Annotated in this window: 19 protein-coding genes; 15 read left to right on the top strand and 4 right to left on the bottom strand. The window is 57.4% G+C overall.

Features of this window, described 5'->3' with window-relative positions:
* Positions 1-99: 99 nt before the first annotated feature.
* Positions 100-915 carry a histidinol-phosphatase gene (locus tag ELR57_RS15870; protein WP_126960085.1) on the bottom strand — a complete coding sequence of 272 codons (816 nt, stop codon included), beginning with the start codon at positions 913-915 and terminating at the stop codon, positions 100-102.
* 158 nt (positions 916-1,073) lie between these two features.
* On the bottom strand, positions 1,074-1,976 hold the full coding sequence (locus ELR57_RS15865) for a LysR family transcriptional regulator (RefSeq protein ID WP_126960084.1): 903 nt from the start codon (positions 1,974-1,976) through the stop codon (positions 1,074-1,076).
* A 188-nt stretch (positions 1,977-2,164) separates the two neighbouring features.
* Between ELR57_RS15865 and ELR57_RS15860 the strand changes: the two genes are divergently transcribed.
* The 15 genes from ELR57_RS15860 (at position 2,165) to ELR57_RS15790 (ending at position 20,085) form a co-directional block, all read left to right on the top strand.
* Positions 2,165-3,724, top strand: a complete 1,560-nt coding sequence (locus tag ELR57_RS15860) for an MDR family MFS transporter (RefSeq protein ID WP_126960083.1) — start codon at positions 2,165-2,167, stop codon at positions 3,722-3,724.
* A 5-nt stretch (positions 3,725-3,729) separates the two neighbouring features.
* On the top strand, positions 3,730-4,320 hold the full coding sequence (locus ELR57_RS15855) for a PadR family transcriptional regulator (protein ID WP_126960082.1): 591 nt from the start codon (positions 3,730-3,732) through the stop codon (positions 4,318-4,320).
* Positions 4,321-4,513: 193 nt separating this feature from the next.
* Entirely contained in the window at positions 4,514-4,972 is a 459-nt protein-coding gene (locus ELR57_RS15850; RefSeq protein WP_126960081.1) for a chemotaxis protein CheX, read from the top strand.
* A 125-nt stretch (positions 4,973-5,097) separates the two neighbouring features.
* Entirely contained in the window at positions 5,098-5,883 is a 786-nt protein-coding gene (locus ELR57_RS15845; RefSeq protein WP_192896585.1) for a metallophosphoesterase family protein, read from the top strand.
* Positions 5,880-6,662: an SDR family NAD(P)-dependent oxidoreductase gene (locus ELR57_RS15840; protein ID WP_126960079.1), complete on the top strand. Its 783-nt coding sequence runs from the start codon at positions 5,880-5,882 to the stop codon at positions 6,660-6,662. Before ELR57_RS15845 ends, ELR57_RS15840 begins: the two co-directional genes overlap by 4 nt.
* 46 nt (positions 6,663-6,708) lie before the next feature.
* On the top strand, positions 6,709-8,262 hold the full coding sequence (locus ELR57_RS15835; protein WP_126960078.1) for a DEAD/DEAH box helicase: 1,554 nt from the start codon (positions 6,709-6,711) through the stop codon (positions 8,260-8,262).
* A 210-nt stretch (positions 8,263-8,472) separates the two neighbouring features.
* On the top strand, positions 8,473-9,708 hold the full coding sequence (locus ELR57_RS15830) for an S-layer homology domain-containing protein (protein ID WP_126960077.1): 1,236 nt from the start codon (positions 8,473-8,475) through the stop codon (positions 9,706-9,708).
* 213 nt (positions 9,709-9,921) lie between these two features.
* Complete coding sequence (locus ELR57_RS15825) at positions 9,922-10,896, top strand: ABC transporter permease (RefSeq protein ID WP_126960076.1); 975 nt, start codon at positions 9,922-9,924, stop codon at positions 10,894-10,896.
* Positions 10,897-10,931: 35 nt separating this feature from the next.
* A complete protein-coding gene (locus tag ELR57_RS15820; RefSeq protein WP_126960075.1) occupies positions 10,932-11,819 on the top strand; it encodes a carbohydrate ABC transporter permease in 888 nt (295 codons plus the stop codon).
* Between the two features lie 86 nt (positions 11,820-11,905).
* A complete protein-coding gene (locus ELR57_RS15815; protein ID WP_126960074.1) occupies positions 11,906-13,633 on the top strand; it encodes an extracellular solute-binding protein in 1,728 nt (575 codons plus the stop codon).
* 109 nt (positions 13,634-13,742) lie between these two features.
* Positions 13,743-15,314, top strand: coding sequence for a helix-turn-helix domain-containing protein (locus ELR57_RS15810; RefSeq protein WP_126960073.1), 1,572 nt, complete (start codon positions 13,743-13,745; stop codon positions 15,312-15,314).
* 6 nt (positions 15,315-15,320) lie between these two features.
* Positions 15,321-17,072 (top strand): sensor histidine kinase, encoded by a 1,752-nt coding sequence (locus tag ELR57_RS15805; protein ID WP_126960072.1) that lies wholly within the window; start codon positions 15,321-15,323, stop codon positions 17,070-17,072.
* An 86-nt stretch (positions 17,073-17,158) separates the two neighbouring features.
* Positions 17,159-17,923: an ABC transporter ATP-binding protein gene (locus tag ELR57_RS15800; RefSeq protein ID WP_126960071.1), complete on the top strand. Its 765-nt coding sequence runs from the start codon at positions 17,159-17,161 to the stop codon at positions 17,921-17,923.
* Entirely contained in the window at positions 17,913-19,172 is a 1,260-nt protein-coding gene (locus ELR57_RS15795) for an ABC transporter permease (protein WP_158630045.1), read from the top strand. Before ELR57_RS15800 ends, ELR57_RS15795 begins: the two co-directional genes overlap by 11 nt.
* 196 nt (positions 19,173-19,368) lie before the next feature.
* Positions 19,369-20,085, top strand: coding sequence for a 3-ketoacyl-ACP reductase (locus ELR57_RS15790; RefSeq protein ID WP_126960069.1), 717 nt, complete (start codon positions 19,369-19,371; stop codon positions 20,083-20,085).
* A gap of 63 nt (positions 20,086-20,148) precedes the next feature.
* Here the strand turns inward: ELR57_RS15790 and ELR57_RS15785 are convergent, their stop codons facing one another.
* Positions 20,149-21,096 (bottom strand): type III secretion system chaperone family protein, encoded by a 948-nt coding sequence (locus ELR57_RS15785; RefSeq protein WP_126960068.1) that lies wholly within the window; start codon positions 21,094-21,096, stop codon positions 20,149-20,151.
* Between the two features lie 31 nt (positions 21,097-21,127).
* Entirely contained in the window at positions 21,128-23,956 is a 2,829-nt protein-coding gene (locus tag ELR57_RS15780) for a hypothetical protein (RefSeq protein WP_126960067.1), read from the bottom strand.
* Between the last annotated feature and the right edge of the window lie 34 nt (positions 23,957-23,990).

Raw genomic sequence — 23,990 nt, 5'->3', positions numbered from 1 at the left:
ATTGAAGGACCCTTCAGCGGTGAAGGGTCCTCTTTTTTTGGCTTCATAAGCACGGGGGAAAAGCTCAAGTCCGCCGAAGCCGGCGGACTTGTTTGGCCTTTATAGAGGAACAACGACCTTCTGCTTCTGCTTGAAGTAGACCCACCGCGTGAAGCCGATCTCCTTCAGTCTCTTGCTTACCTCTTCCCACTCGTCGCCGACTCGGGCAGGGAGGTGGGCATCGGAGCCGAAAGTAACGTCCGCGTTGAAGTGGAGCGCCCGTTCCAGAATCTCGTCCGACGGATACCAGCCGCCGACGTATTTGGTCTTGCCGCTCGTGTTGATCTCCAGCGAGATGTCATTGGCGGCGACGGCCTTAAGCGCTTCGTCGACCTCGGCCTCGGCCCCCTTGATGTCCGAGAAGGCCGGATAGTAACCCTTCATGGCGTCGATGTGGCCGAGCACCTGGAACACGCCGGAGTTCGCGGAGTCTCGGATCAACTCGTAGTAGTGCTTTTTCTCCTCGGTCTGCACGTCGTCCGCCAGGCCTTTCCAACGATTGCGATTGAAGATGCTGACCCCTCTCGTCTGATGGACGGAGCCGATGACGTAATCGAACGGATACTTGGCATAGATCGAACGGTACAGCTCGATATGATCGGGGAAGTAATCGGATTCCACGCCCAACAGCACGTCGATCTTGCCCTTATAGCGCTCTTTAAGCTCAAGTACCTGGGCGATATAGTTCGGGAATTCGCTTCGGGCCATCGCGATGCCCGGGAACGGCTGATCCGCTTCGTGCGCGAAGTACGGCGAATGGTCGGAGATGCCGATGACGGCGAGTCCCGCGTCGATCGCCGAGCGGATGTAGTCCTCGATAACGCCGTCCGCGTGACCGCAGCGGTCGTGGTGAGTGTGAAGATCGAATTTAGCCATGATTCATTCCTCCTAGCCGGTCTCCCGATGATGATGTGGTTGAGCGATAAGCAGATACAACTTTCTCTAACCCGACAATATCGGGTTAGGGCAGGCATAAGCTCAAGATCCGGCACTGTAACCCATCATAACCGCTTACCCTCATTCAACCTGTATCGTTACTCGCTTCCGATGAACTGATCCTCCGGCATTCCCTTGAGGTCGTTCAGGAATTGGCGCATCGCGCTGTTCTTGTAACGGCCGGCCTTCGTGATGACCCCGACCGGATGCGTGACTTCCAGCTCCGTCACGGGAATCATCTTGAGCGTTCCGTTCCGAACCTCGTTCGAGATCGAAAGCTTGGATACGATGGCGGCTCCCAGATTCAGCTCCGCCATTCTCTTCACCTCTTCGCTGCTTCCAAGCTCCATCGCGATGTTCGGCTGCAGCTGATGCTGCAGGAAAACGCGGTCCGCGAAGCGCCTGCCCTGCGTGTCCGGCGAGAGGAGGATCAACGGCACATCCTTCAGCATGTCGATCGTGACGTGTTGGAACTTGGCGAGCGGATGCTTGGGAGAGACGACCAGCTCGAACGTGTCGTAATACAGCACCGAGGTCTCGATCTGCGGATGCTTCTCATTCAGGTAGCCGATGCCGATGTCCACGGACCCGTTCTCGACGCTGACCATGACCTGCGAGGAAGACATGGACTGAATGGAAGTCTTGATAAGCGGGAACTGGTTCTGAAAATAAGACAAGACCCGCGGGAGAATCTGAATGGCGATGGAAGTCGTGGTTCCGAGGACGATATGCCCTTGCGGGATCTGCTCGAGGTCGGACAGCTTCTGTTTGAGCTCTTCGACGATCGTCAGCATGCGTTCGGCATGCTCGAGAAATACCTTGCCCCGATCCGTCAGGGTCACGGGATGGTTGCGGTCGACGAGCGTGACGCGGAATTCATCCTCCAGGCTCTTGATCTGGGCAGATACGGCAGGCTGTGTCAGATTGAGCAGCTCGCCGGCTTTGCGGAAACTTAGCGTCTTGGAGATCGTAAGCAGTGTTTCCAGCTGACTGATGTTCAATGAACCGCCTCCTTCTACCAAAATAAATTTATCGTTACCGTCCGTGCAATAAAAAACGTTTTTGCGCTCATGTACATTATAGGCGATTTGGGGAAGGGGAGCAAAAAAATATTCGTTGCAGCCTTCCAGAAAATAGCTATAATAGCAGGGGAATCATTCAAATTTGAGTAAAATGGGGCGGATAAAGGATGGATAAGAAACAAAGCAGCACGAAGCTCGTCATCGCCGGGCTGCTGCTTGGATTGTTCATGTCGGCGCTTGACCAGACGATCGTCTCCACGGCCATGAAGGTGATCATCGGCAAGCTCGGCGGGCTCGACAAGTTCACCTGGGTGTACTCCGCTTACATGATCGCGATGGTCGTCTCGACCCCGATCCTCGGGAAGATGTCCGACATGTACGGAAGGAAGCGGTTCTTCCTCTCGGGAATCGCATTGTTCATTCTCGGCTCCATCCTGTGCGGCACGGCCACGAACATGGAGGAACTGATTATTTACCGGGCGATTCAGGGGATTGGCGCCGGCTCGCTGACCCCGATCGTGTTCACCATTATTTTCGACCTGTTCTCGCAGGAGAAGCGCGGCAAGATGATGGGGCTGTTCGGCGCCGTCTTCGGCTTATCCAGCGTATTCGGCCCGATTCTGGGCGCCCTGATTACCGACAATATCAGCTGGCGGTGGATCTTCTACATTAACGTGCCGATCGGGCTTCTGTCGTTCTTGTTCATCCTCAAAGGCTACAAGGAGACGAAGAATACCCGGAAGGTCAGCATCGACTGGCCCGGCGCCGTTCTGCTCGCGGGTTCCGTCCTGTTCCTTATGTTCGCTCTCGAGCTGGGCTCGGACAGCTGGGGATGGGGTTCTTGGAGAACGATCGCGTTCTTCGTCGCCTCCGGCATTCTTCTGATCGCGTTCCTGGGAGTGGAACGGGCGGCGAAGGAGCCGATTATCGCCCTCCGCTTGTTCAAGGGGCGCGTATTCACCAGCAGCATGATGATCAGCATGCTCTACGGGGGCGTGATGATCGCGGCGGCTACTTATATTCCGCTGTTCTATCAAGGCGTCTTCCACAAGACGGCAACCGAGACGAGCTCCCTTCTTACCCCGATGATGCTGGGGGTCGTCGCGAGCAGCCAGATCGGCGGCCGGGTCGCCTCCAAGTTCCCTTACCGCAATTCCATGCTGGCGTCGGCGCTTACCCTGCTGATCGGGTGCTCGCTGCTCGGCTACGCCATGAACCTGGATTCGTCCCGACTCGAGATCATCCTGTACATGATCGTGGTCGGTCTCGGCATCGGCATCTCGTTCTCTCTCTTGAACATCTCGACGCTTAACTCGATTCCGCCGCAATACAAGGGCTCCGCCTCCTCGCTCATCACCTTCTTCCGAACGATCGGTTCGGCGCTTGGGGTGACGGTGTTCGGCGCCATGCAGAAGCAGTATTTCCATTCCAGCGTCAGCGAGCTTCCGGGCGCTTCGCAGATGGCGGATAAGATCAAAGGAGGCCAAGCGCTGCTGGATCCGGAGACTCAGGCGAGAATGAAGATTCCGGCCGACGTGCTGCAGTCTCTGCTCGATAAGCTGGGCCACTCGATCCTGTTTATTTTCCAATGGTCGATCGTACTGCCCGCAGCGGCTCTGCTGTTCGCCTTGCTCATGGGCAACGCTCGTCTGACCTTCGCGGCTAAGCCGGACGGCGAACCCGCGGAACGGAAAGCGCCGGGCGAAGCGTCCGCGCATAGAGGCTAGGAAGAATGTCGATGAAGCTGATGGTGCTGGGGCTTCTGATGGAGAAGCCCAGGCATCCCTACGACATTCGCCAGACGATGAAGCAGCGCAATTGGAACAACGCGTTCCGGCTGCAGGACGGCTCCCTCTATTATGCGGTGGACCAGCTTCGCGAGAGCGGCATGATCGAGACGATCGATGCCGTTCCAAGCGAAGGGGAGCCTCGTCACGACAAGACGGTCTATCAAATTACCGCAGAGGGCAAGGACGAGCTTCTGGCGCTTCTCTACCCCCAATTGGAGAAGACGGCGTATCCCAAGCACCCGATGATGATGGCGATGCCCTTCCTTCGCCACGCGGATCCGGACAAAGTCATCGGGATCGTCGAGCTTCAATTGGAAGAGTGCCGGAAGCGGGTCGAGCGTCTGGAGCAGGTTCTGGCCGTCAAAGGGACGGCCATCCCGAGAAGCTCCGCGAGGATGATCCAAGGAATGATCGATTTCGGTCGGACGGAGGAGAAGTGGCTGCTCGATACGCTGGCGGACGCCAGGGAAGGGCGGTTCTGGGAGCCGTCGTTCGAAGGGGGAGAGCACGGCTGGAAGGGGGCTTCGGAATAGTTCGGATCGGCTTCTGGCGTCGCTTCTAGAAGGATGGGTATCAAGAACTATTTTGAAGGCAAAAACCGCTAATTATCGACATGTTTCCCTGCTGGCAGTCCCTTTTACTAGAAAAAGAAGTGTACTTGTTCCTCACCTTTAAGTATAATAAAGGAAATTCATGGTCGGAATATGGCAAGGGGGCGAGCAAGCTTTGAAGGCAGAGTTCATCAACCCGTTCTTGGAATCCGCGCGCAATGTCATCGAACAGATGGTCCAGATCCGGCCCAGCACAGGACAGCTCACCGTGAAGGATATTCAATTCGTCGATCACCACGTTTGGATACAGATAGGGCTAACCGGGCAAATGAGCGGCAACATTGTCTTCGGCTTAAGCGAATCCGTCGCGCTTAAGATCATCTCCGCCATGATGGGCGGTTTCGCGATTACGGAGATCGACGAGATGGGCAAGAGCGCGATCTCGGAGCTGAGCAACATGATCAGCGGCAACGCCAGCACGATGCTGTTCAATCAAGGCGTCAAGGTCGACATCACTCCGCCTCGTATTTTCCACTCGGAACGGTTCGATTCGCTGGCCGCCAGCCGCGCGTTAGCCGTGCCTCTCATCATGGACGGAATCGGAGAGCTGGAGATCCAGGTCATGATCGCTTAAAGATCGGATTCGAGTTTGCGCAATGCCCCTGCCTAATCGTATACTTAGATTTTAGAGCCCCGTTAAGGGGCTTTTGTTGCCCTTATGGAATGTTATCGACTTCTTGTCGACGGGGGTTGAGGAAGATGGGGAATCGGAGCGGCGCCATCGCCGTGATATCGGACGTGCATGGCAATCGCTTGGCGCTTGAAGCCGTGCTGAAGGATATCGAAGCGCGCGGCATTCCGAGAATCGTCAATCTGGGAGACAGCCTCTTCGGTCCATTGGACCCTATGGGTACGGCGGATTTGCTCGCAAGGCATCCTTCTATTGTATCCATAATGGGCAATTGCGACGATATTCTGTTGGAGGAGAGGCCGCTTGCCGGTACCTACGGCTTCGTGAAGCCTCTCCTGGATGATCGGACGATCGATTGGATCCGTGGATTCCGGGAGACCTGGCAGGTCGAAGATTTGTTGTTCTGCCATGGAACTCCGTTCTCCAACCGCGATTATCTGCTGGAGAAAATAAGCCGTGACGGCGCAGGGGTTAAAAGCGCGGAAGAGCTGTTTAGCGAACTTGCCGGCGTCACGGCAACGTATATTTTCTGCGGGCACAGCCATGTTCCGCGAATGGTGAAGCTGCCTAACGGGCAAACCATCGTCAATCCAGGGAGCGTCGGCCTGCCGGCTTATGAGGACGAGGAGCCCTATCCGCATGCAATGGAAGCGGGATCGCCGCATGCCCGCTATTGCGTGGCTGACAGAGCCGAGAACGGCGAATGGACGGTCGAGCCGATTCAGGTCGAGTATGACTGGGAGCAGGCAAGCCGATGGGCAAGCGCGAGCGGGCGCGAGGATTATGCTTATGCTCTCTTGACCGGACGGGCGCGCCCGGCGGCGAAGAACGAAGCGAGGGGTAACGAGGAATGAGAAGTTCCGTTAAGAATAAAGTGGTCGTGCTGACCGGAGCGTCCAGCGGGGTCGGAGCGGCGGCGGCGAGACTCTTGTCCGGGAAGGGCGCCATTGTCGTGCTGGCGGCCCGATCGCTGGACAAGCTGGGCAAGGTGGCGGCAGAGCTGACGAACGAGCATGCCGTCTATCCGCTTGACGTGACGGATGAAGATCAGGTTCAAGAGACGATGCGCGCCATCCTTCAGCGATACGGACGCATTGACGTGCTCGTCAACAATGCCGGCTTCGGGGAGTTTATTGCATTCCCGGACGCCAAACTATCGCAGTTCCAAGAGATGATCGATGTCAATTACCTGGGAGTCGTGCGGTGCTGCCAAGCCGTCTTCCCTTCCATGCGGGAAGCGGGATCCGGCCACATCGTGAATGTGGCTTCGATTGCGGGCAAGCTAGCCACATCGAAGTCTACGGCCTATACCGCATCGAAGCACGCTCTGCTTGGCTTCACGAACGCGCTTCGCCAGGATATCCGCGGGTTCGGCATTCGGGTATCCGCGGTCAACCCGGGTCCGATCGATACGCCGTTCTTCGATCGGGCCGATCCGGACGGGACCTACGTGCGCAATCTGGGAAGCTTCATGCTGAAGCCCGAGCAGGTCGCCGAAGCCATCGTGAAGGTGATCGAGCGCGGCACGCCGGAGAAGGACATGCCCTTCCTATCCCAAGCCGGGGCGAAGCTGTTCCAGCTGTTCCCGAGACTGGCGGACAAGCTGCTGTCGGGCATTCTGAATAAGAAATGATGGATTGGGAAGCGATTAGCTCCGAATCGAGAGGAGTTTGAAGGATATGAGTGAACATCTGAATCCCCCCGGAGACGAGAAGCCGAGCCGCGCAGCTGCGACGGCGGCATTCGCGGCGCTTGGGCTGAACGAGGCGCTGGCTCTCAAGCTGGCGGAAGAAGGGATTGCGGAGCCGACGACGGTTCAGGCCGGCGCGATTCCGGCGCTGCTGACCGGTCGCGACGGCATTCTCCGTTCGCCGACGGGCTCGGGGAAGACGCTGGCCTACCTGCTGCCGATCCTGCAGCGGATCGATCCTGCCAAGAAAGAGACGCAAGCGGTCGTAATGGCCCCTACGCAGGAGCTGGCGATGCAGATCGTCCGCGTAGCGGAGACTTATGGCGGTCCGCTCGGCATCCGCACCGTCGCTTTGATCGGCGGCGCCGCGTTGTCCCGCCAGTTGGATCGAATGAAGTCCAAGCCTCAGCTTGTCGTCGGAACCCCGGGGCGGGTTCGCGAAGTCGTATCGCTGCGCAAGCTGCCGCTTCATCAGGTGAGATTGGCGGTCGTCGACGAGACGGACCGCGTCTTCTCCCTGGGAGGCAAGAGCGACGTCGAATCGATGCTGAGAAGCATGGCCAAGGACCGGCAGACCGTGTTCGTCTCGGCTACCCGCACGGACGCGATGAAGGAGGCGGAGAGCCGCTGGCTTCGGAATCCGTGGGAAGCGGAGCCGGCGAGCGAGGAAGCGGAGCTCGGCCTGCCGAAGACGATCAAGCACGGCTACATGATCTGCGACAAGCGGGAGAAAGTCGACCTGATTCGCCGGATCGCAAGGAATCTGAAGCCGACCGGCGCGCTGATCTTCGTCAACGATATCGAGCGGATCGGCGAGCTGCTGAGCAAGCTTCGCTACGAAGGCTTCTCCGTGGATGCTCTCTACGGCGACACGCCGGGCAAGGAACGCGGCGAGGTCATGAGGAGGTTCCGGGAAGGCCGGACGAAGCTGCTGATCGCATCCGACGTCGCCGCCCGCGGCTTGGACGTGCCCGGGCTTCCGCTGGTCATTCAGTATGAACCGGCGCTGGATGCCGACCATTACGTGCACCGGGCGGGCCGTACCGGGCGCATGGGCCGCGAAGGGCAATCGATCATGCTGATGACTCCGCAGGAGACTTTCATCGCGAACAAGCTCGGCAAGCAGCTCGGCATCGAGTTCCAAGAGCTGCGGCTAAGGGAAGGCAAGCTTCTGCCCGCGAGCGAGGCGAGAGGAGCGCGGGCCGTACCGGCTGAGCCGAGGGCTAGAGCGGTCGCTAAGGGAACGGAACGGCCGGCAGCCAAGGCGGATCGGCCGCAATTCAAGGCGGAGCAGACGGGGGCTCGCAAGCCGGCCTCGCAATCGCAGGCGCGGCCGCAGGAGCCCTCCGGTCGCCGGGGAACTCCGGCAGCGGTTCCAGCTCCGGCCAAACCGGAGCCGTCCGCGAAGAAGGCTCCGCCTGCCGGACAGGCGCCGAAGGCGTCCAAAGGGAAGGCGGACCGCAAGAAGGACAGCAAGAACAAAGGAGCGCCGCGCTGGCTCAAAGAGAAGAGAAACGCAGCGAACACGGTAGAACCTTCTTAAATGAATCGCTAACGAGGACTATAGACCTTATTTTCCGGATTTTCCCTGGAAATAGGGTCTTTTTTATGCGACTTTAGGATTATTTTGGGAGGGTTACCCCACGACTTCGAGCGGCGGGCCCGAAGGTTATCAGGGCATGGCGACAACGGGATCCTCGCAAGCGGGAGGACTTGACGCCGAATGATAAATACCTAAGGGAGTGTTGCTTAAATGACGCCTGTAAACGAGAACAAAGGTCCTTTTCTGACGAGCCCTATCCTAAGAAAGAGCGTTGTTGGAACGCTGGCCATCGGAATGCTGGTAGGAAGCGCCTCCGGAGCCTTCGCGCATGGGAACGACGACAACAAGAACAAGAATTCGAATTCCAATCATAAAAACAAGTCCAAGGTCGAGTACAACCTGGACTTCAAGGACGTGTCGGAGAAGGACATGAAGTGGGCCTATTCCCACATTATCCGTCTGGCCTCCAAGCAAGTGTTCAACGGCTATGAAGACGGCAGCTTCAAGCCGGGCAACACGATTACCCGCGTGGAAGCGATCGTTGCGGCGGTCCGTCTGCTCGGCCTGAAGGAAGAAGCCGAGAAGGACGAGAACATGAACGCGGAGCTCAACTTCACGGACGCCGATAAGATCGAGAAGAAGTATTCGTGGGCCGTCGGCTACATCGCGGTCGCGCTGAAGAACGACCTCTTCGACGAATCCACGAAGACGTTCCAGCCCGAGAAGCCGGCGGACCGCCTGTGGTCGGCCATTCTGCTGGTCAAGGCGCTCGGCCTTGAAGAGGAAGCGAAGGCAAAGATGAGCACGGCGCTCACCTTCAAGGACGCGAAGCAGATTCCGGCAGCATCGGTCGGTTACGTAGCGGTCGCGGTCGAGAAGGGACTCATCACGGGTTATAACGACAACACGTTCCGTCCGAACCAGACGGTTACCCGCGCCGAGCTGGCGGCTCTGCTGGACCGCGCCGACGAGCAGCTTCCGGAGGAAGAAAGCGCCCAAGCGATCAGCGGATCGCTCACCGGCATCAAGGGATCGACTCTGACGGTGAAGAAGGCGGACGGAACGTCGGTCAGCCTGACGCTTGCCAGCGACGTCTTCATCTTCCGAAACGACAAGAAAGTTGCGGTGTCCGACCTGAAGGAAGGCGACCAGCTGTTCCTCCGCACTTATGAGAATAAAGTCGTCTTCATCGACGTGAAGGAGTCCGTCAAAGAGGACGTCGTGACCGCGGATTCGGGCAAGATCATCATGTTCACGCTGAACGCGAGCGGCAAGATCGCCACTCTGTCCGTTCAGAAGACCGTTGACTCGACGACGAGCACGATCGTCTACAACGTATCCGGCGACGTGAAGATCACGGGAGGAGAAGGAACCCTGTCTCCTAACCAGACGGTTAACCTGAAGCTCGTGAACAACGTCGTCACCGAGATCAAGATCGTCGACTAATTCAACCCAGCGCTTGACCCTGCGCGCTTCGCGTTTCGGCCGGCAACCCGCCCGTTCCTTATGGAATCGGCAGGTTGCCGGCCGTTTCGTTTATTGGCAATCTCAACGTCATTGATTTAGTCAAACAATCGTTGATCCGTGAAGTAGTTCTCCCGGGACTCATCCTTTAGCATAAAAGCATAAGACAAAAACAAATTCGAAGAGAGTGATGGCATGAGAAGCAACTTATCTGCCCGTAACGCAGGGCGGGAGCTTGCTCCAGGGGAAGCAGGGTTATGGAAGCGCTTTATACGTCAATGGGACTATCAACTGATGATTCTCCCTTCTCTGGCTTTCATCATGATCTTCAGCTACATCCCGATGTGGGGCGTGCTGATCGCCTTCAAGGAGTACAACCTGTTCACCGGATTTAACGCGAGTCCTTGGGTCGGCTTCGAGCACTTCCGGATTTTCTTCGAGTCGCCGGAGTTCTGGAACATCATGCGGAACACGATCTGCATCAGCTTGCTGAAGCTGGCGATCGGCTTCCCGGCTCCTATTATTCTGGCGCTTATGCTTAACGAAGTTCGCCGGATGGCGTTCAAGCGAGTCATTCAGACGGTTACGTACATTCCGCACTTTATCTCTTGGGTGGTCGTTTCCGGGCTTGTTTTCTCCATGCTTGCCGTCGACAACGGCCCCGTGAACGACGTGCTGGTGCAGTTTAACCTGATCAAGGAGCCGATCAACTGGCTGTCGATCCCGGAATACTTCTGGGGGATCCTTGTATCGGTCAACGTCTGGAAGGAGATCGGCTTCGGCTCGATCGTCTACCTGGCGGCCATCGCGGGAATCGATCCGGCCCTATATGAAGCCGCATCCTTGGACGGGGCAAGCAAGATCAAGCAGATTTTTCTCATTACGATTCCCGGCATCTCGCCCGTCATTATCATCTTCCTGATTCTAGGCGTCGGCAACACCCTGAACGCGGGCTTCGAGGATATCCTCCTGATGACCAAGAACCTGAGCAACGGGATCGTATTGCCGTACGCGGAAGTCATCGACACCTACGTCTACCAGATGGGAATCCTCAATCAGAGATTCTCTTACGCCACGGCCGCGGGATTGTTCAAGTCCGTCCTGAGCGTCCTCCTGCTGTTCATCGCCAACGGAATCGCCAGGCGCCTGGGCAAGGCCAGCTTGTGGTAAGGTCAAGACCATCTTGAGGAAATGGAAGCGATCCAATGAGACTTACTCGATCCGATAAATGGCTGCATGCCTTCATCTACGTCTTTCTGATCTTGCTGGCCTTGATCACGTTCTACCCGTTCTGGAATTCTCTCGCGATCTCCTTCAACGTCGGCAGCGACACGGCAACGGGCGGAATCACCTTCTGGCCGAGAAAATTCACCTTGGAGAATTACCAGATCGTGTTCAAGGAGAAGAACATCTACAACGCCTACTTCATCACGATCGCACGCACCCTTCTAGGCACGTTCGCCGCCATGTTCTTCACGTCGCTGTTCGCGTACGCCTTGTCCAAGAAGGGCATCGTCTTCAAGAAAACGTACATGATCCTGTGCGTCGTCACGATGTACTTCTCCGGCGGCCTGATTCCTTATTTCGTTCTCGTTTACAACCTTCATCTCTATAACACGTTTACCTTCCTCATCATTCACGGAATGGTCAACGTCTACAACATGATCATCTTCCGCACGTTCTTCCAGGAGCTGCCCGAAGGCCTGGAGGAATCGGCCCGGATCGACGGCTGCTCGAACTTCGGGGTGTTCTTCCGGATCGTGCTTCCGATCTCGGGGCCGGTCATGGCGACGCTCGGCCTGTTCACGGCGGTCACGCTGTGGAACGACTGGTTTACTCCGGCGGTGTTCATCAGCGATCAGAGCCTCATTCCGCTGCAGACGCAGCTCGTCCAGATCGTCAATTCCGGGACGACGTCGACGATGATCGCGAACCTGAGCACCTACGCCCAGAGCGCGGTTCAAGGCTCGGTAACGGTCAAGTCGATCCAGATGGCGACGATGATGGTGGCCACTCTTCCGATCCTTCTCATCTATCCGTTCCTTCAGAAGTATTTCGTGAAGGGCGCGATGGTAGGCTCCATGAAAGAGTAGCATTCCGGCGGTTATTCGCGAAGCCTGCATGCGGCTTTCGCTGATGACATATATAATGAAGCTATCAGAGAGGGGAAAAGAACGACATGTCCGCAAAGAAGAGCGCAAGTCTGGCAACGGCCGGCGTCTTGAGCCTAGCAATGCTCTTGTCCGCTTGCTCCGGCAATGGCAATAACGCGTCCTCCCCGAGCCCATCCGGTTCGGCAAGTCCCGCCCAAGAGAGCCCTTCCGCTTCACCGAGCGGTTCGGCCTCGGAATCGCCGGCAACGGATTCCGGAAGCTTGGCCGCTAAGGTGAAGCCGGTTAAATTCTCGCTTTTCGTCAACTATGATTGGTATACGGCGCCTACTTGGGAGGAACGCCCTCAAGGCAAATGGATCACCGATAACCTGGGGGTTACGCTCGAGCCGGTCCAATCCAACGGAGCGGCGGCGCAGAAGCTCAATACGATGATCGTCTCGAACCAATTGCCGGACGTTATCGTCCTCGACCGGGGCAAAGACGTGGAACGCCTGCAGCAGGCGGGCAAGCTGGTCGCGCTTGATCCGTACCTGGAGAAGTATCCGGAGTACGTGAAGACGGTCGGCGAGCAGACGCTGAACATGCTTCGCTCCAGCGACGGCAAGCTGTACCAGCTGCCGAACTGGTTCATTAGCGGCGAGAACGGCAACGGCAACGCGGCTTACATCGTCGAGAAGAAGATATACAAGGATCTCGGCTCTCCTCCGCTGGAGACATGGGAGGATCTGGAGGCATACCTGAAGCTCGTCAAGCAGAAGTACCCGGACGTCGTTCCGCTGGACTTCGGCGAGATACGCGACGGCTCGGACGTGCAGATGATGGGCATGCTCTATACCGGCTCCGGAGAGAACCTCAATAACGGGTTCATTACGCCGGGCAGCACGTTCGGCATCCCGAGCGGAGACAAGCTGACGTCCATCTATCAAGACCAAGGCTTCAAGGACACGGCGCTCTACAGCAGCAAGCTGTTCCGCCAAGGCCTCACCTCCGACGACATGTTCACGGAGACCCGCGACCAGATCCTCGAGAAGCTGAAGACCGGCAAGATCGCCGTATTCGGCGCTTACGACGCCGTCGTCGAAGGCATCGGCCGCGAAGCGAACAACCTGCTCAAGGCGAAGGATCCGGAAGACGGCTACATGCCGATCTGGCCGGTGCACAAAGCGGGCGTCGACAAGAACAAGGTGTTCCCGGGCGGCTACAATACGCTTGGCTGGAACGTCAACGTCATTACGACGAACGCGAAAGACCCGGAAGCGATCTTCTCTTATATGAATTGGGCATCGAGTCCCGAAGGACAGCAGGTCATCTTCTTCGGCCCGGAGGGGCTGTTCTACGACAAGGTCGAAGACGGCGTCCCGATTCCGAACGACGCATACATCAACCGCGATCCGAAGAAGTACGACGAGCTGAAGATCGGCGAGTTCAACTGGAACGGCAACACGTCCTACGTCGACTCGACCAAGGCGAAGCGCGAGAAGCTGCTGCCGGAAGAAGCGCAGGACTGGACGACCGTCGCGCAAGCGAACTACTCGTTCAAGACGTCCATGGACGTCACGCAATTCTCGAACCTGGATCCGGCTCCGAATACGGAGGAAGGCATTATCATGCAGCGCCTGAGAGACCAATACAAGGCGCTCATTCCGAAGATCATCTTCGCGAAGTCCGACGAAGAGGTGCTTAGCCTGATCGACAAGGCCGACAAGGAAGCGGCGAAGATCGGTTACGACAAGGTGCTTGCTTGGAAGACGAACGTCTGGCAGGCGAACGTGAAGAAGCTGGCCGGGCAGTAAGAGAGGGGAATCTCTTAAGGGAACTCCTTAAGAAAATCAACTATATCAGCAAGCGGTGAGAGGGTATAATTTACATACCCTCTCTTTATCCATAAAGGAGCGCAGAGCCATGTATAGAGCCGTGGTCGTGGATGACGAGAAGTACGATCTGGAAGGGCTTCGCCGTCTGATTCCTTGGGCGAAGCTGGGTATAGAGGTTGTCTGCAGCGAGAATAAGCCTCTCGCTGCTTTGAGCTATATGGAAGAGTATCCTATCGACATTCTTGTAACCGATATCAAGATGCCGGTCCTGACCGGACTCGAGCTTTCGCGCAAGGCGATGGAGAAGAACCCGGACCTGCGCACGATCTTCATCAGCGGCTACCAGGACTTCGAATACGCCAAGCAAGCCCTTCACTTAAAGGCGGACGGATACGTACTGAAGCCGATCGACGACGATGAGATCGAAGCCCTGCTGAAGAAGGTCGTCTCCGACCTGGACGATTCGATCAAGAGGAAGCAGGATCAGACCCGGCTGGACGAGTCGTTCGCCTATATCAAAGGCGACTTTCTTCAGCATCTGCTGGAAGGGAGCCTCGCGAAGGAAGCGATCCCTCCCCTTATGGAAAGGTTCAAGCTCGGGCATTCCGCAGGGGTGTCCCGCGCCGGGATCGTCGAGCTGGACGATGTGATGTGGCGGAGCAAGCCGGAGAGCGACGACCGGGAGAACCCTCTGCAGGCGGCGATGGCCTTCGTGATCCGAACGATGGAGGGCGGCGCTTTCGGGCCTTGGTGCTCGCTGTCGGCAACGCAGGTCGCCTTTATCCATACCGGCGACGCCTGGGAGCTGGAGAATTCCTTGAACGAGCTGAATGATCGGGTGCGCGCCGCTACTCCTTTTACCCTGACCTCCAGCTATGGAGAACCGATGCCGTTCCCTTACGAGATCTCGCGCTCGTTCGCTCAAGCCAAGGAACTGATCGGCAACAAGATGTTCATCGGGAAGAACCGGGTCATCTCCCCCGCGCACGCCAAGCTTCAAGTCGCCAGGGATGCGACGGACTTGAACGCGATTCTCGACGAGATCTTCGCGGCGATGGCTCAATACGATCTGCTCAAGATCTGCGATTGCATGGAAGAGCTGTTCGACAACGTCCGTTCCTTCGACCATCCGGAGAAAGTCCACAGCTTCTCGATCCACGTCGCCTCCAAGCTGGAAGCCTACTTGCGAACGGCGGGGGAGACGTTCCATAGCCTGCTCGGATGGGGATTCGAGCACTTGGACGCGGTTCGGCAGTTCGAGACGGCGGAGGACATCAAGTCGTGGCTGCGACGGGCGCTGTTCGAGATCTCCGAGCGGCTGTTCTTCAAGAAGCAGGGCAAGAACCGCCGGCTGATGGAGCCGATCGAGCAATACGTCCAGGAGCACCTGGAGGAAGAATTGACGCTGCGCGAGCTGGCGAACCGCTTCTCTTACTCGGCGAATCACATGGGTCTTCTGTTCAAGGACCACATGGGAGAGAGCTTCAACGATTATCTGGTTCGGCATCGCATGGAGCGGGCGAAGGCGCTTCTGCTGGATTCGCGGTTGAAGGTCTACGAGATCGCGGACAGGGTCGGCTACAAGAGCCTCGCCTACTTCAGCCGGTTATTCCGCGACCAATTCGGCATCACGCCGGGAGACTATCGAAAGCAGGGTTGATCCGAAGTGGCCTTCAAACGAAAGAACGACTACATTCCCATTCGATATAAGCTCCTGATCTCGTATCTCGTGCTCGTTCTGACTCCCGTCATCGTGATCGGGAGTTATTCGTATGTTTCCTCCGTTAACTCTAGCGAAGAGCATGCCCGCAGCAACCTGGAAGTGGCCGTCAGACAGACCGGAAGCAACGCGGATTACCGCCTGGCGGACGTGTACCGGGGCTCCGAGGCGATCTTCGCCGATCAAGCCCTGTCGCGCATTCTTTCGGGCTATTATCTGGATTACGAGAAATACACGATCATGACGCAATACATTCTTCCGAAGATCGAGTCGGCGGTGAATCTGCCGAATATCGATACGAAGCTGTCCATCTATCTGCAGAACAACAATATCAGCGAATATTATTACCTGGATCGCGACCCCAAGGCAGGCGAAAGAAGGCAATATTCCATCTATCATCTGGATCGGATCGAGAACGCCGGTTGGTATAGAACCCTGCATCTCACTTATCAATCGAACGTCTGGCGGCAGGTGGAGGGGGATGCCGCGATCGGCCGCATCTCGCTGCTGCGTCCCATTATCAATTACGATACGCTCTCGACCATCGGCTTGATTCGGCTCAGCGTCAAGCTTGAAGATATTTTCTATGACGTCGATTATACGAAGCTGGGCAGCGATAGCCTGCTGTTCGTCATGGACGGCAATAAGCAGGTGTTGTATTCCAGCTCCAAGACGGAGCCGTCCGCCAGGCCCGTTCCAAGCGGGAACGGCTTCGATCATCCCGAGAGCTACCTGCAGATCGTGCACCCGATCGAGAACATGGACGCCAGCCTGGTCGCCTGGATTCCGAAGTCATCCTTCCAGGAGAGCTCCCGCAGGGTCGGGATCCTGACCATCCTTATCTGTCTGGCCAGCATTCTCGTTCTGGCGATCATCAGCTGGATGATGACGCGGTTCTTCTCCAAGAGGATCATGAAGCTGATACGTTTGATGAAGGCGTTCAAGGACGGCGAATTCAACAAGCGGATGCCGGTGCCGGGCAAGGACGAATTCTCCCAGATCGGCGAGGCGTTCAACGACATGGCCTCCAACATGGAGCGATTGATCGACGAGGTCTACGTCAGCAAGCTGGAGAAAAAGGACGTCGAGCTGCAGGTGCTTCATTCGCAGATGAACCCTCATTTTCTATACAACACGTTCTCCTCCATCAGCCGGATGGCGAAGCTGGGCGAGATCGAGACGATGCAGGAGATGATCCGCGAGCTCGCCAAGTTCTATCGCCTTACCCTGAGCAAAGGGGAGACGATCATCTCGGTGGAGAAGGAGCTGCAGATTATCCGTTCGTACCTGGACATTCAGCGCATCAAATACGCCGAACGGATTCAAGTGCGGTACGAGATCGACGAAGCGGCGCTTCCTTACGAGACCGTGAAGTTCATTCTTCAACCGTTCGTGGAAAATGCCATCGAGCACGCGTGGTACGACGACGAGATCCATCTGGTCATTCGGGCGTCTCTGGAGGGAAGCGATATCGTTCTTCAAGTGGAGGACAACGGCCTCGGCATGAAGGAGGAGATGATCGGACGGGTGCTGGATCCTACGGAGAAGGGGATCGGCTACGGCATTCGCAACGTCGATCAGCGGATCAAGCTGCAATTCGGCAAAACGTACGGAGTCTCCATCCAGAGCTCGATCGGCGAAGGGACCGTGGCGACGATTCGGTTCCCGAAACGCATGCCGAAATCGCTTGGAGCTTAAGCGTATAGCCTCGTTTTTTGAACGTTGGTCTCCTCTCGTTTATAATGAAAGCATATGGAAGAACGAGGCGAGGAGTGGAGATAGCGATGACGCCGGCATTGGAGATCAAGGAACTGACGGGCGGATACAGCCAGCGAAGGCCCGTTCTGCACGGAATCAGCTTCGCCATAGGCCCCGGTCAGATGACGGGGCTGATCGGCTTGAACGGGGCGGGCAAAAGCACGACGATCAAGCATATCCTCGGGCTGATGCTTCCGCATTCGGGCGAGGTCCGGGTGGCCGGAGTGAAGCTGGAGGAAGATCGCGACCGCTTCCGTTCCTCGTGCGCCTACGTTCCGGAGCAGCCTTCGCTGTTCCCGAACCTGACGGTCGCGGAGCATCTGCGCTGGACGGCCATGGCTTACGGGCTGGACGAGCAGGAGGCGGAGCGCCGAACGGCCAAGCTGGCGGAGACGTTCCGCATGGACAAGGCGATGGGCAATCTGCCCGATACCCTGTCCAAAGGGATGAAGCAGAAGGTCATGCTGATGAACGCGCTGCTCGTCTCGCCGCCTCTGCTCATCATCGACGAACCGTTCCTCGGGCTCGACCCGCTCGCGACGAGAGCGTTGACGGGCGCGCTGGACGAAGCGCGCTCGCAGGGCTCCGCCATCCTGCTCAGCTCCCACATTCTGCCCGCGCTGGAGAGAAGGGCGGATCATCTGATCGTCCTCCACCAAGGGAGAATCATCGCTTCAGGCACTCCAGAGAACGTGAAGAGGGCAGCGGGAAACGCGCCGTCTCTCGACGATGCGTTCGAGGCGCTTGTGCTTGAAGCGGAGCAAGGAGGGGGAACGAAGCTTGGGCGCTAACCGAGAGGAGAGGCTCGGCGAGCTTCGCAAGCTGAGAGCCTCCAGAGCGGAGGCGTTCCGCCGGGAGATCTATCCGCACTTCCGATATGTTTTCCAAAGCGGCTTCGGCCTGGTCGTTTCGGGTATCCTGATCACGCTGGTGATGGGGTACATCCGCATTGTCAAGAACATGCCCGAACAGTGGCCGTCCGCTTGGGTCGGCTGGATCGTTCTGGCGCTGCTCTGTTTATGGACTCCGTTTCGCACTTATTTTCAGCCTTCGGATACGGTCTTCGTGCTTCCGCTGGAGTCGGAGATGCTAAACGGCATGCTCAAGCCTCAGATTCGCCAATCGATGGTCTCCAGCGCGATTCGGGTGCTGCTCGCTTTCGGCATCTTCGTGCCGATCTATACCCGCGCTCCGGCTACCGAGGCGGCGGCCGATGGCCGTTCCTTATGGGCGCTTGCCGCCGCACTCGCGCTGCTCGCCGTATGGAACGTGCACGCGGCATGGCTGGAGAGGCGGATGGCGGACTCCGCGTGGCGGATCGGGCTGCTGCTGGGAAGATGGGCCATCGTTGCGGCCATCGTCTCGGCTCTGCTGCTGAAGTCGTTCGGCTTGGCTCTCCTTTTCTCCGTGCTCGCCGTCGCCGTCTGGTATTCGTTATCGCGGCTGTCGCCCAAGCTCACCCTGCCTTGGGATCGCCTGATCGCCGAAGAAGGGGCGGCGAAGCGCCGATGGAACCGATTCTTAGGCTGGTTTGTCGATCTGCCGACCGAATTCGCAAGGCCGGCTCGGCGCCTATGGGTCGTCTGGACGGCGGATCGGCTGGGCTGGAAGAGGAAGAACGCATGGCGGTACCTGTACGCCAAGACCATGCTTCGCAGCGAGACTTTCGGCGCTCTATGGCGCTGGAGCGTCCTCTTGATGCTCGTCACGGCGTTCGCCCAGAAGCCGGTCATCGACTTGATCGCTTTCGTTATCGCGTTCTTGGTCGGCGGCTTGCAGATCACCGAGCTCGGCCGGGTACGGTTCGCCGAGAACGCTTCGGTCGTCCCTCTGGCCCAGGAGGAGAGGGGGAGCAGCATCGCTTCCGTCGCCCGAACGTGCGGAATCGTCATGGTGACGCTAACTTGGCTCGTCGCTTGCCTGCCGAACCTGCCGTTCAATCCGGCTCTCTGGTTCCCCGCGCTCGCCGCTGCTTTGCTGTGGACGGGTTGGTTGCTCCCTCGCCGGGTCATGAAGGGCTTCGAAGAGGATGAAGATTGAGGGTGATGCCGTTCTTTCGATTTTCTAAGCAGCTGCCTCTCTGAGCCCTCAGGAGGACTCTGTTGCGGAACAATCGTCCATGCCTTAGACTCGAATCGGGTGAACTTAAAGCAGATGTCTGCTTTCTCGCGGCGTAGGCAAGGGCGTAGGCAAGACTGATCACGATTTATAAACACAAAAGGAGCGGTTAGAAATCATGCAAGCAATCGCAGGAAAAGTAGCTTTGATCACGGGAGCGGGACGAGGAATCGGGCGCGCTACGGCAATCGCATTCGCGCAGGAAGGCATTCACGTCGGTCTCGTCGGACGAACGCTGGATAATCTAGAAAAGGTAGCGGAGGAATTGAAGTCCTACGACGTCAAGGTAGCCGTTGCGGCGGGGGATGTTGCGGATCTGGCATCCATCACGGCTGCGGTCGAATCCATTCGCGGAGAGCTCGGCCCCATCGATATTCTCGTGAACAACGCCGCCATCTCCAAATTCGGCGGCTTCATGGACCTGACGCCCGAAGAATGGACGAAGATCATCGACGTAAACGTCAAGGGCGTGTATTACACGACTCGCGCGGTATTGCCGGAGATGATGGAACGCAACACGGGCGACATCATCAATATCTCCTCGACCGCCGGCCAGAGAGGCGCCCCGGCCACAAGCGCCTATTCGGCTTCGAAGGCCGCGGTTATCGGACTAAGCGAATCCTTGATGCTTGAGGTTCGCAAGAAGAACATCCGCGTGGCCACGCTGACGCCGAGCACGATCGCAACGGACATGGCCGTCGAGCTGAAGCTGACGGACGGCAATCCGGAGAAGGTCATGCAGCCGGAGGACCTCGCCGAATTCATGGTCATGCAGCTGAAGCTGCATCCGAGAGTCGTCTTGAAGCAAGCCGGCCTCTGGTCGACGAATCCGTAAGCTATTAGTATGAAAGAAGCTGCCGCGAAAGGTTTTAAAGACCTTCGCGGCAGCTTCTTCTATTTACAGCCCGTTCTGCTCGCTGACGTCGGCGATAATCGGAATAAAGTGTCTCATGACGTTGAGATGCTCCGCCAATACCGCCGATAGGATCCCATAGTCCAGCTCGGGTCCGGCGGGGATCGTCGAACGGTAGCGCAGCTCGCCGTCTTCCGTGTCCATCTCGTAGTTGCCCAGCAGGCTGCCGTAATTCTCGCCCATGAACGCCAGCGCGGTCTCCTCGCGAAGGGGAGCCGGAATCGCGTGCGGGAAGACCGAGTAGAGAACAAGAAGCCTTGCGTCCTCGTCGACCTGAACGACGCAGCCCCATTCGGCTTCTTCCGCATGGAATCGAAGCTTCATCAGTTCTTCGTTGATCGGCTCGGCCTTCAGGCCTTTGCTCGATAAGTAGCTTTCCATCTGCGCGTATAAGGAAACGGAAGACTTCGTGCCGCTCCCTTCCCGTAAACCCGGTCCAACGGCCAGCTTCTCGCGCCAATTCGTGCGCAAGCCGATGCTTATCGTCCCCTCGTTCGTGAGTTCCTCCGGCAGCGCGAGCTCTTGCTTCAGCTCGATCGCCAGCCAGCTCTCAGCCTGTTTAAGCGGGACCGAGAGGGGGAGAGCCGCAGCATCCGCGTTCGGAAGCAAGGCGTTGAAGACGTCCTCCGCGTCCAAGCCTTGGGCAGCGAGCTTCCGAACGATGGCCGGGCGCAGGGAGACAAGCAATCGCACGGGTCGATCGGGCTCGAAGGAAGCCTGATCCAGCCTGGCGCTGGCGAAGAGGTGGAACCATTCCTGTTCCAGAATGGCTTGAGCGGTCGCGCCTCCGACTTCCAGCGTCATCTCGCAGCTTCCTACGGAATCTTGATATTGCAACGCGATATGGATCGCCGTAGCGGGAATCGACGTGCCGTCAAGCGCCAGAAGCTGAACGGGAAGCTTCGTATTCAGAGTAGATCGTTGGTTCGCCATCACGGATCGTTCTCCTTATCGGTTCAAACTTTTAATTCTCGAATCCCAGCAAGCCGCCCTTGAACTCCAGTTCGCCTTTATCGTTCATGCCGAAGCCCAGCTTGCCCAGGCTCTTGGATTTCTCGACGGATACCTTGACCACTTCCGCATCCACCTCGAACGTCTTCGTCTCCGCGGCTTCGAGCGCGATCTCCCAGCCCTTGGAGATGCCGCCTTTGTTCCATTCCTTCTCGAAGTTAAGCGACAGGTCGAGCGTGCTGGAGAGCAGAACCTTGTTCGCTTTCTCGGTAGCGCTCGTGGTCTTCTCTCCGGTGAGCCAGCCGCGCACGGTGTCGTTGATCGTCTCGTCGCCTTGGATTTTCTCGGCTAACCCCTTGCCTAGCGTGTCGAATTGCGGTACGGTGAACAGCACGTCCGAGCCGGTGTCGAGCACGGAACCCGCGCCTCTCAAACCTTTGTTCTCGTTCTTTTTGACCGGCGAGCCGGCTGCCGGTTTGTTTCCTACCTTGCTATGCAGCAAGCCGACGACGTTCTTGACCCCTCCGACGATCGGCGTGACCCACTTGGAGGCAATCTTGGCCCATTCGGCGACGTCTTCTCCGTAGGCGAACGGAATCGAGCCTTTGGCGGCGATCTCCAGCGCTCTCATCTTGCCGTTAACGAAGGCAAGGGAGCCCTCTAGGCCGAACCCGACGCTCGTATTGCCCAGTTTGACCTCGGTTGTCGCGCCGGCTTCGATGACGTGCTTGTTCGCGTTTTTGAGAACGCCGAAAGCCATCTTGTCGGCTTTATTCTTGAGGCCGGCCGCGGTGGAGTCGGTACCGTCTCCGAAGCCGACCGTGGTATTGGAGGCGCCGCCCATCTTGTCGAGGATCGTCTCTTTATCATAATGGTTCAGCCGCTTATAGCCAATCTCGCCGCCCATCTTGGCGACGCCCGCGTTGATGTCTCCCTGCAGCTTGCCCATCAGGCCGACGTCGACGTAATTGCCTTGCTTCATATGCTTCTGTTCGATCATGGCCGCCCACAATTCGGCTTCTTCCGTCTTCGACATGCCGGACTTGCCGCCTTGGCCCCAGAAGTATTCGGCGGCGGTCGTGGAGATATTGCGCATCTGTCTGTACATGCCGTAGGAGAACAGCTTCATAACGGCGACGGAATCCTTCGCTTTGCTCTCCAAGAACAACCCTGCCCGGAAGTTGGCATCCAAGCCGAACGTCTGGAAGCCGGCGCCGAACGTAAACTGGGAGTTCACGGTCAGATCTTTCTCGTCTCGCTCCGCTTCCGCGGCCAAGCCGAACAGAATGTAGGCGGAGCCGCTCTGTTCGACCGGAATCTTGAGCTCGAATTCGAACGCGGCGGAATCGCCGCGATTCGGCACCGCGAGGTCGATAATCTTGCCGACCTTGGCGAAGCCGCCGTCAAGCGTATCCGCTTCGAGGGTTTGATTGACGGCCTTGCCCGCGACGTCTTTCTCGTCGATCTTCGACTCGATCTTCTTCGCGATTTCGTCCCGTTTCGTTTGATCCTTAGGGGCCGCCGCGATGTTCTTGTCTTTGTCCTCTTTTACGCCTTTGGTGATCTTCCGCGCTTCCAGCACGGCGATCGACTGGTTGGCCTTCAGCAGCTCGATTGCTTTTATTTGAGCCCCTTTTTTGGAGGCGGCACTGATCTTCTCGCCATCGCCTTCGTTGACTCTGGCCGCATCGTAGGCGGACGATTGGGCGGCAGCCGTCAATCCGTCCTTGGCCTTGGCGTCGAGCAGGACTTTCTTGGCAATCTCATCCGCTTTCTCCTCGATGCCGGCTTGGATCGAACCCTTCGTGAGCGAGCTCGCCTGGACCCTCGCCATCATCCCGTAGTATTTCTTGCTGACCTCGCTGGACTTCGTTCGATTGTCGTTGGCCACCGCAGTGTCGATCTCCGCGCCTACCTTGTTCACGGCCGCGTCGGACATCTCTTTGACGAACTTCTTGGTCTCGTCCGAGGTTCTGCTGAAGAAGCCGCGATCGTAGCCGAGCTTCATCACCACGGCCTGTTTGATCGGCGCCAGCAGCTTGTTATCGTAAAGGGAATCAATAAACTGGTTATCGACGGTCAATTTGCCATCCAGCCGCTTGCGTTCCGTTAATTCCTTGCCCACCGTATCGATGGCGTCTGCTTCTATGTCGCCGTTAAGGAATGCGGCATTCGTCTTGATCTTGCCCGCCAGATCCTTCTTGATCTGCGTGACGAATCCGGCGAGCAAGCTGTTGGACTCGGTCTGTCCTTCCTTCTCCGCTTGTTCCTTGACTTCGTCTTTCTGTTTGTCCAGCGGCATCTTGAGTTTAGGCTGGGCATTATCGTAGACGGGCTGCGCTTTTTTCTCAAGCTTCTCCTTGTTGTCCTCTTTTATGGTCGCTTTCACCGTATCCAGCGCCGCTTTCTTCAAAGTTCCCTCCAGGAACTTCGCCTTCTGAACCTGCTCCAGGGCATGCTTCTTGGCATCGGATTTCTGGGATTCGGAATACCCCGAACTCGGATCCATGCCCTTGATTTCGTCTTCTACCTTCTTGTTGGCCGCTTTCTTGATCGATTCGCGCAACGCTTGCGCTTCTTTGTTGGTCAGGAGGAATTGCGAGGTTTGCTCGCCGGCTTTGGCGAGCATCGCTTTATAGATATTATCGGCGATTAAAGGGATCTGGGTCTTCCCTTCGGCGGCGAGATCGTCCTTGCGCTGATCTTCGGGACTCTTCCGCGCCGGCGCGAGCGGTGGCTGATTCTGCTGCTTCGACTGCTTGCCGGATGGTCCGCTCGGTTGCGGCTGCGGTTGATTGCTTTGAGGCGGCTTCGAATTCCTCTTGAATATCCTGTCGAACACAGCAGAATCCCCCTATAACCAAATATGGAATCTA

The sequence above is a fragment of the Cohnella sp. AR92 genome (assembly GCF_003990975.1).
In the GTDB taxonomy this organism is placed as follows: Bacteria; Bacillota; Bacilli; order Paenibacillales; family Paenibacillaceae; genus Cohnella.
This window is presented reverse-complemented; position numbering and strand designations above follow the sequence as displayed.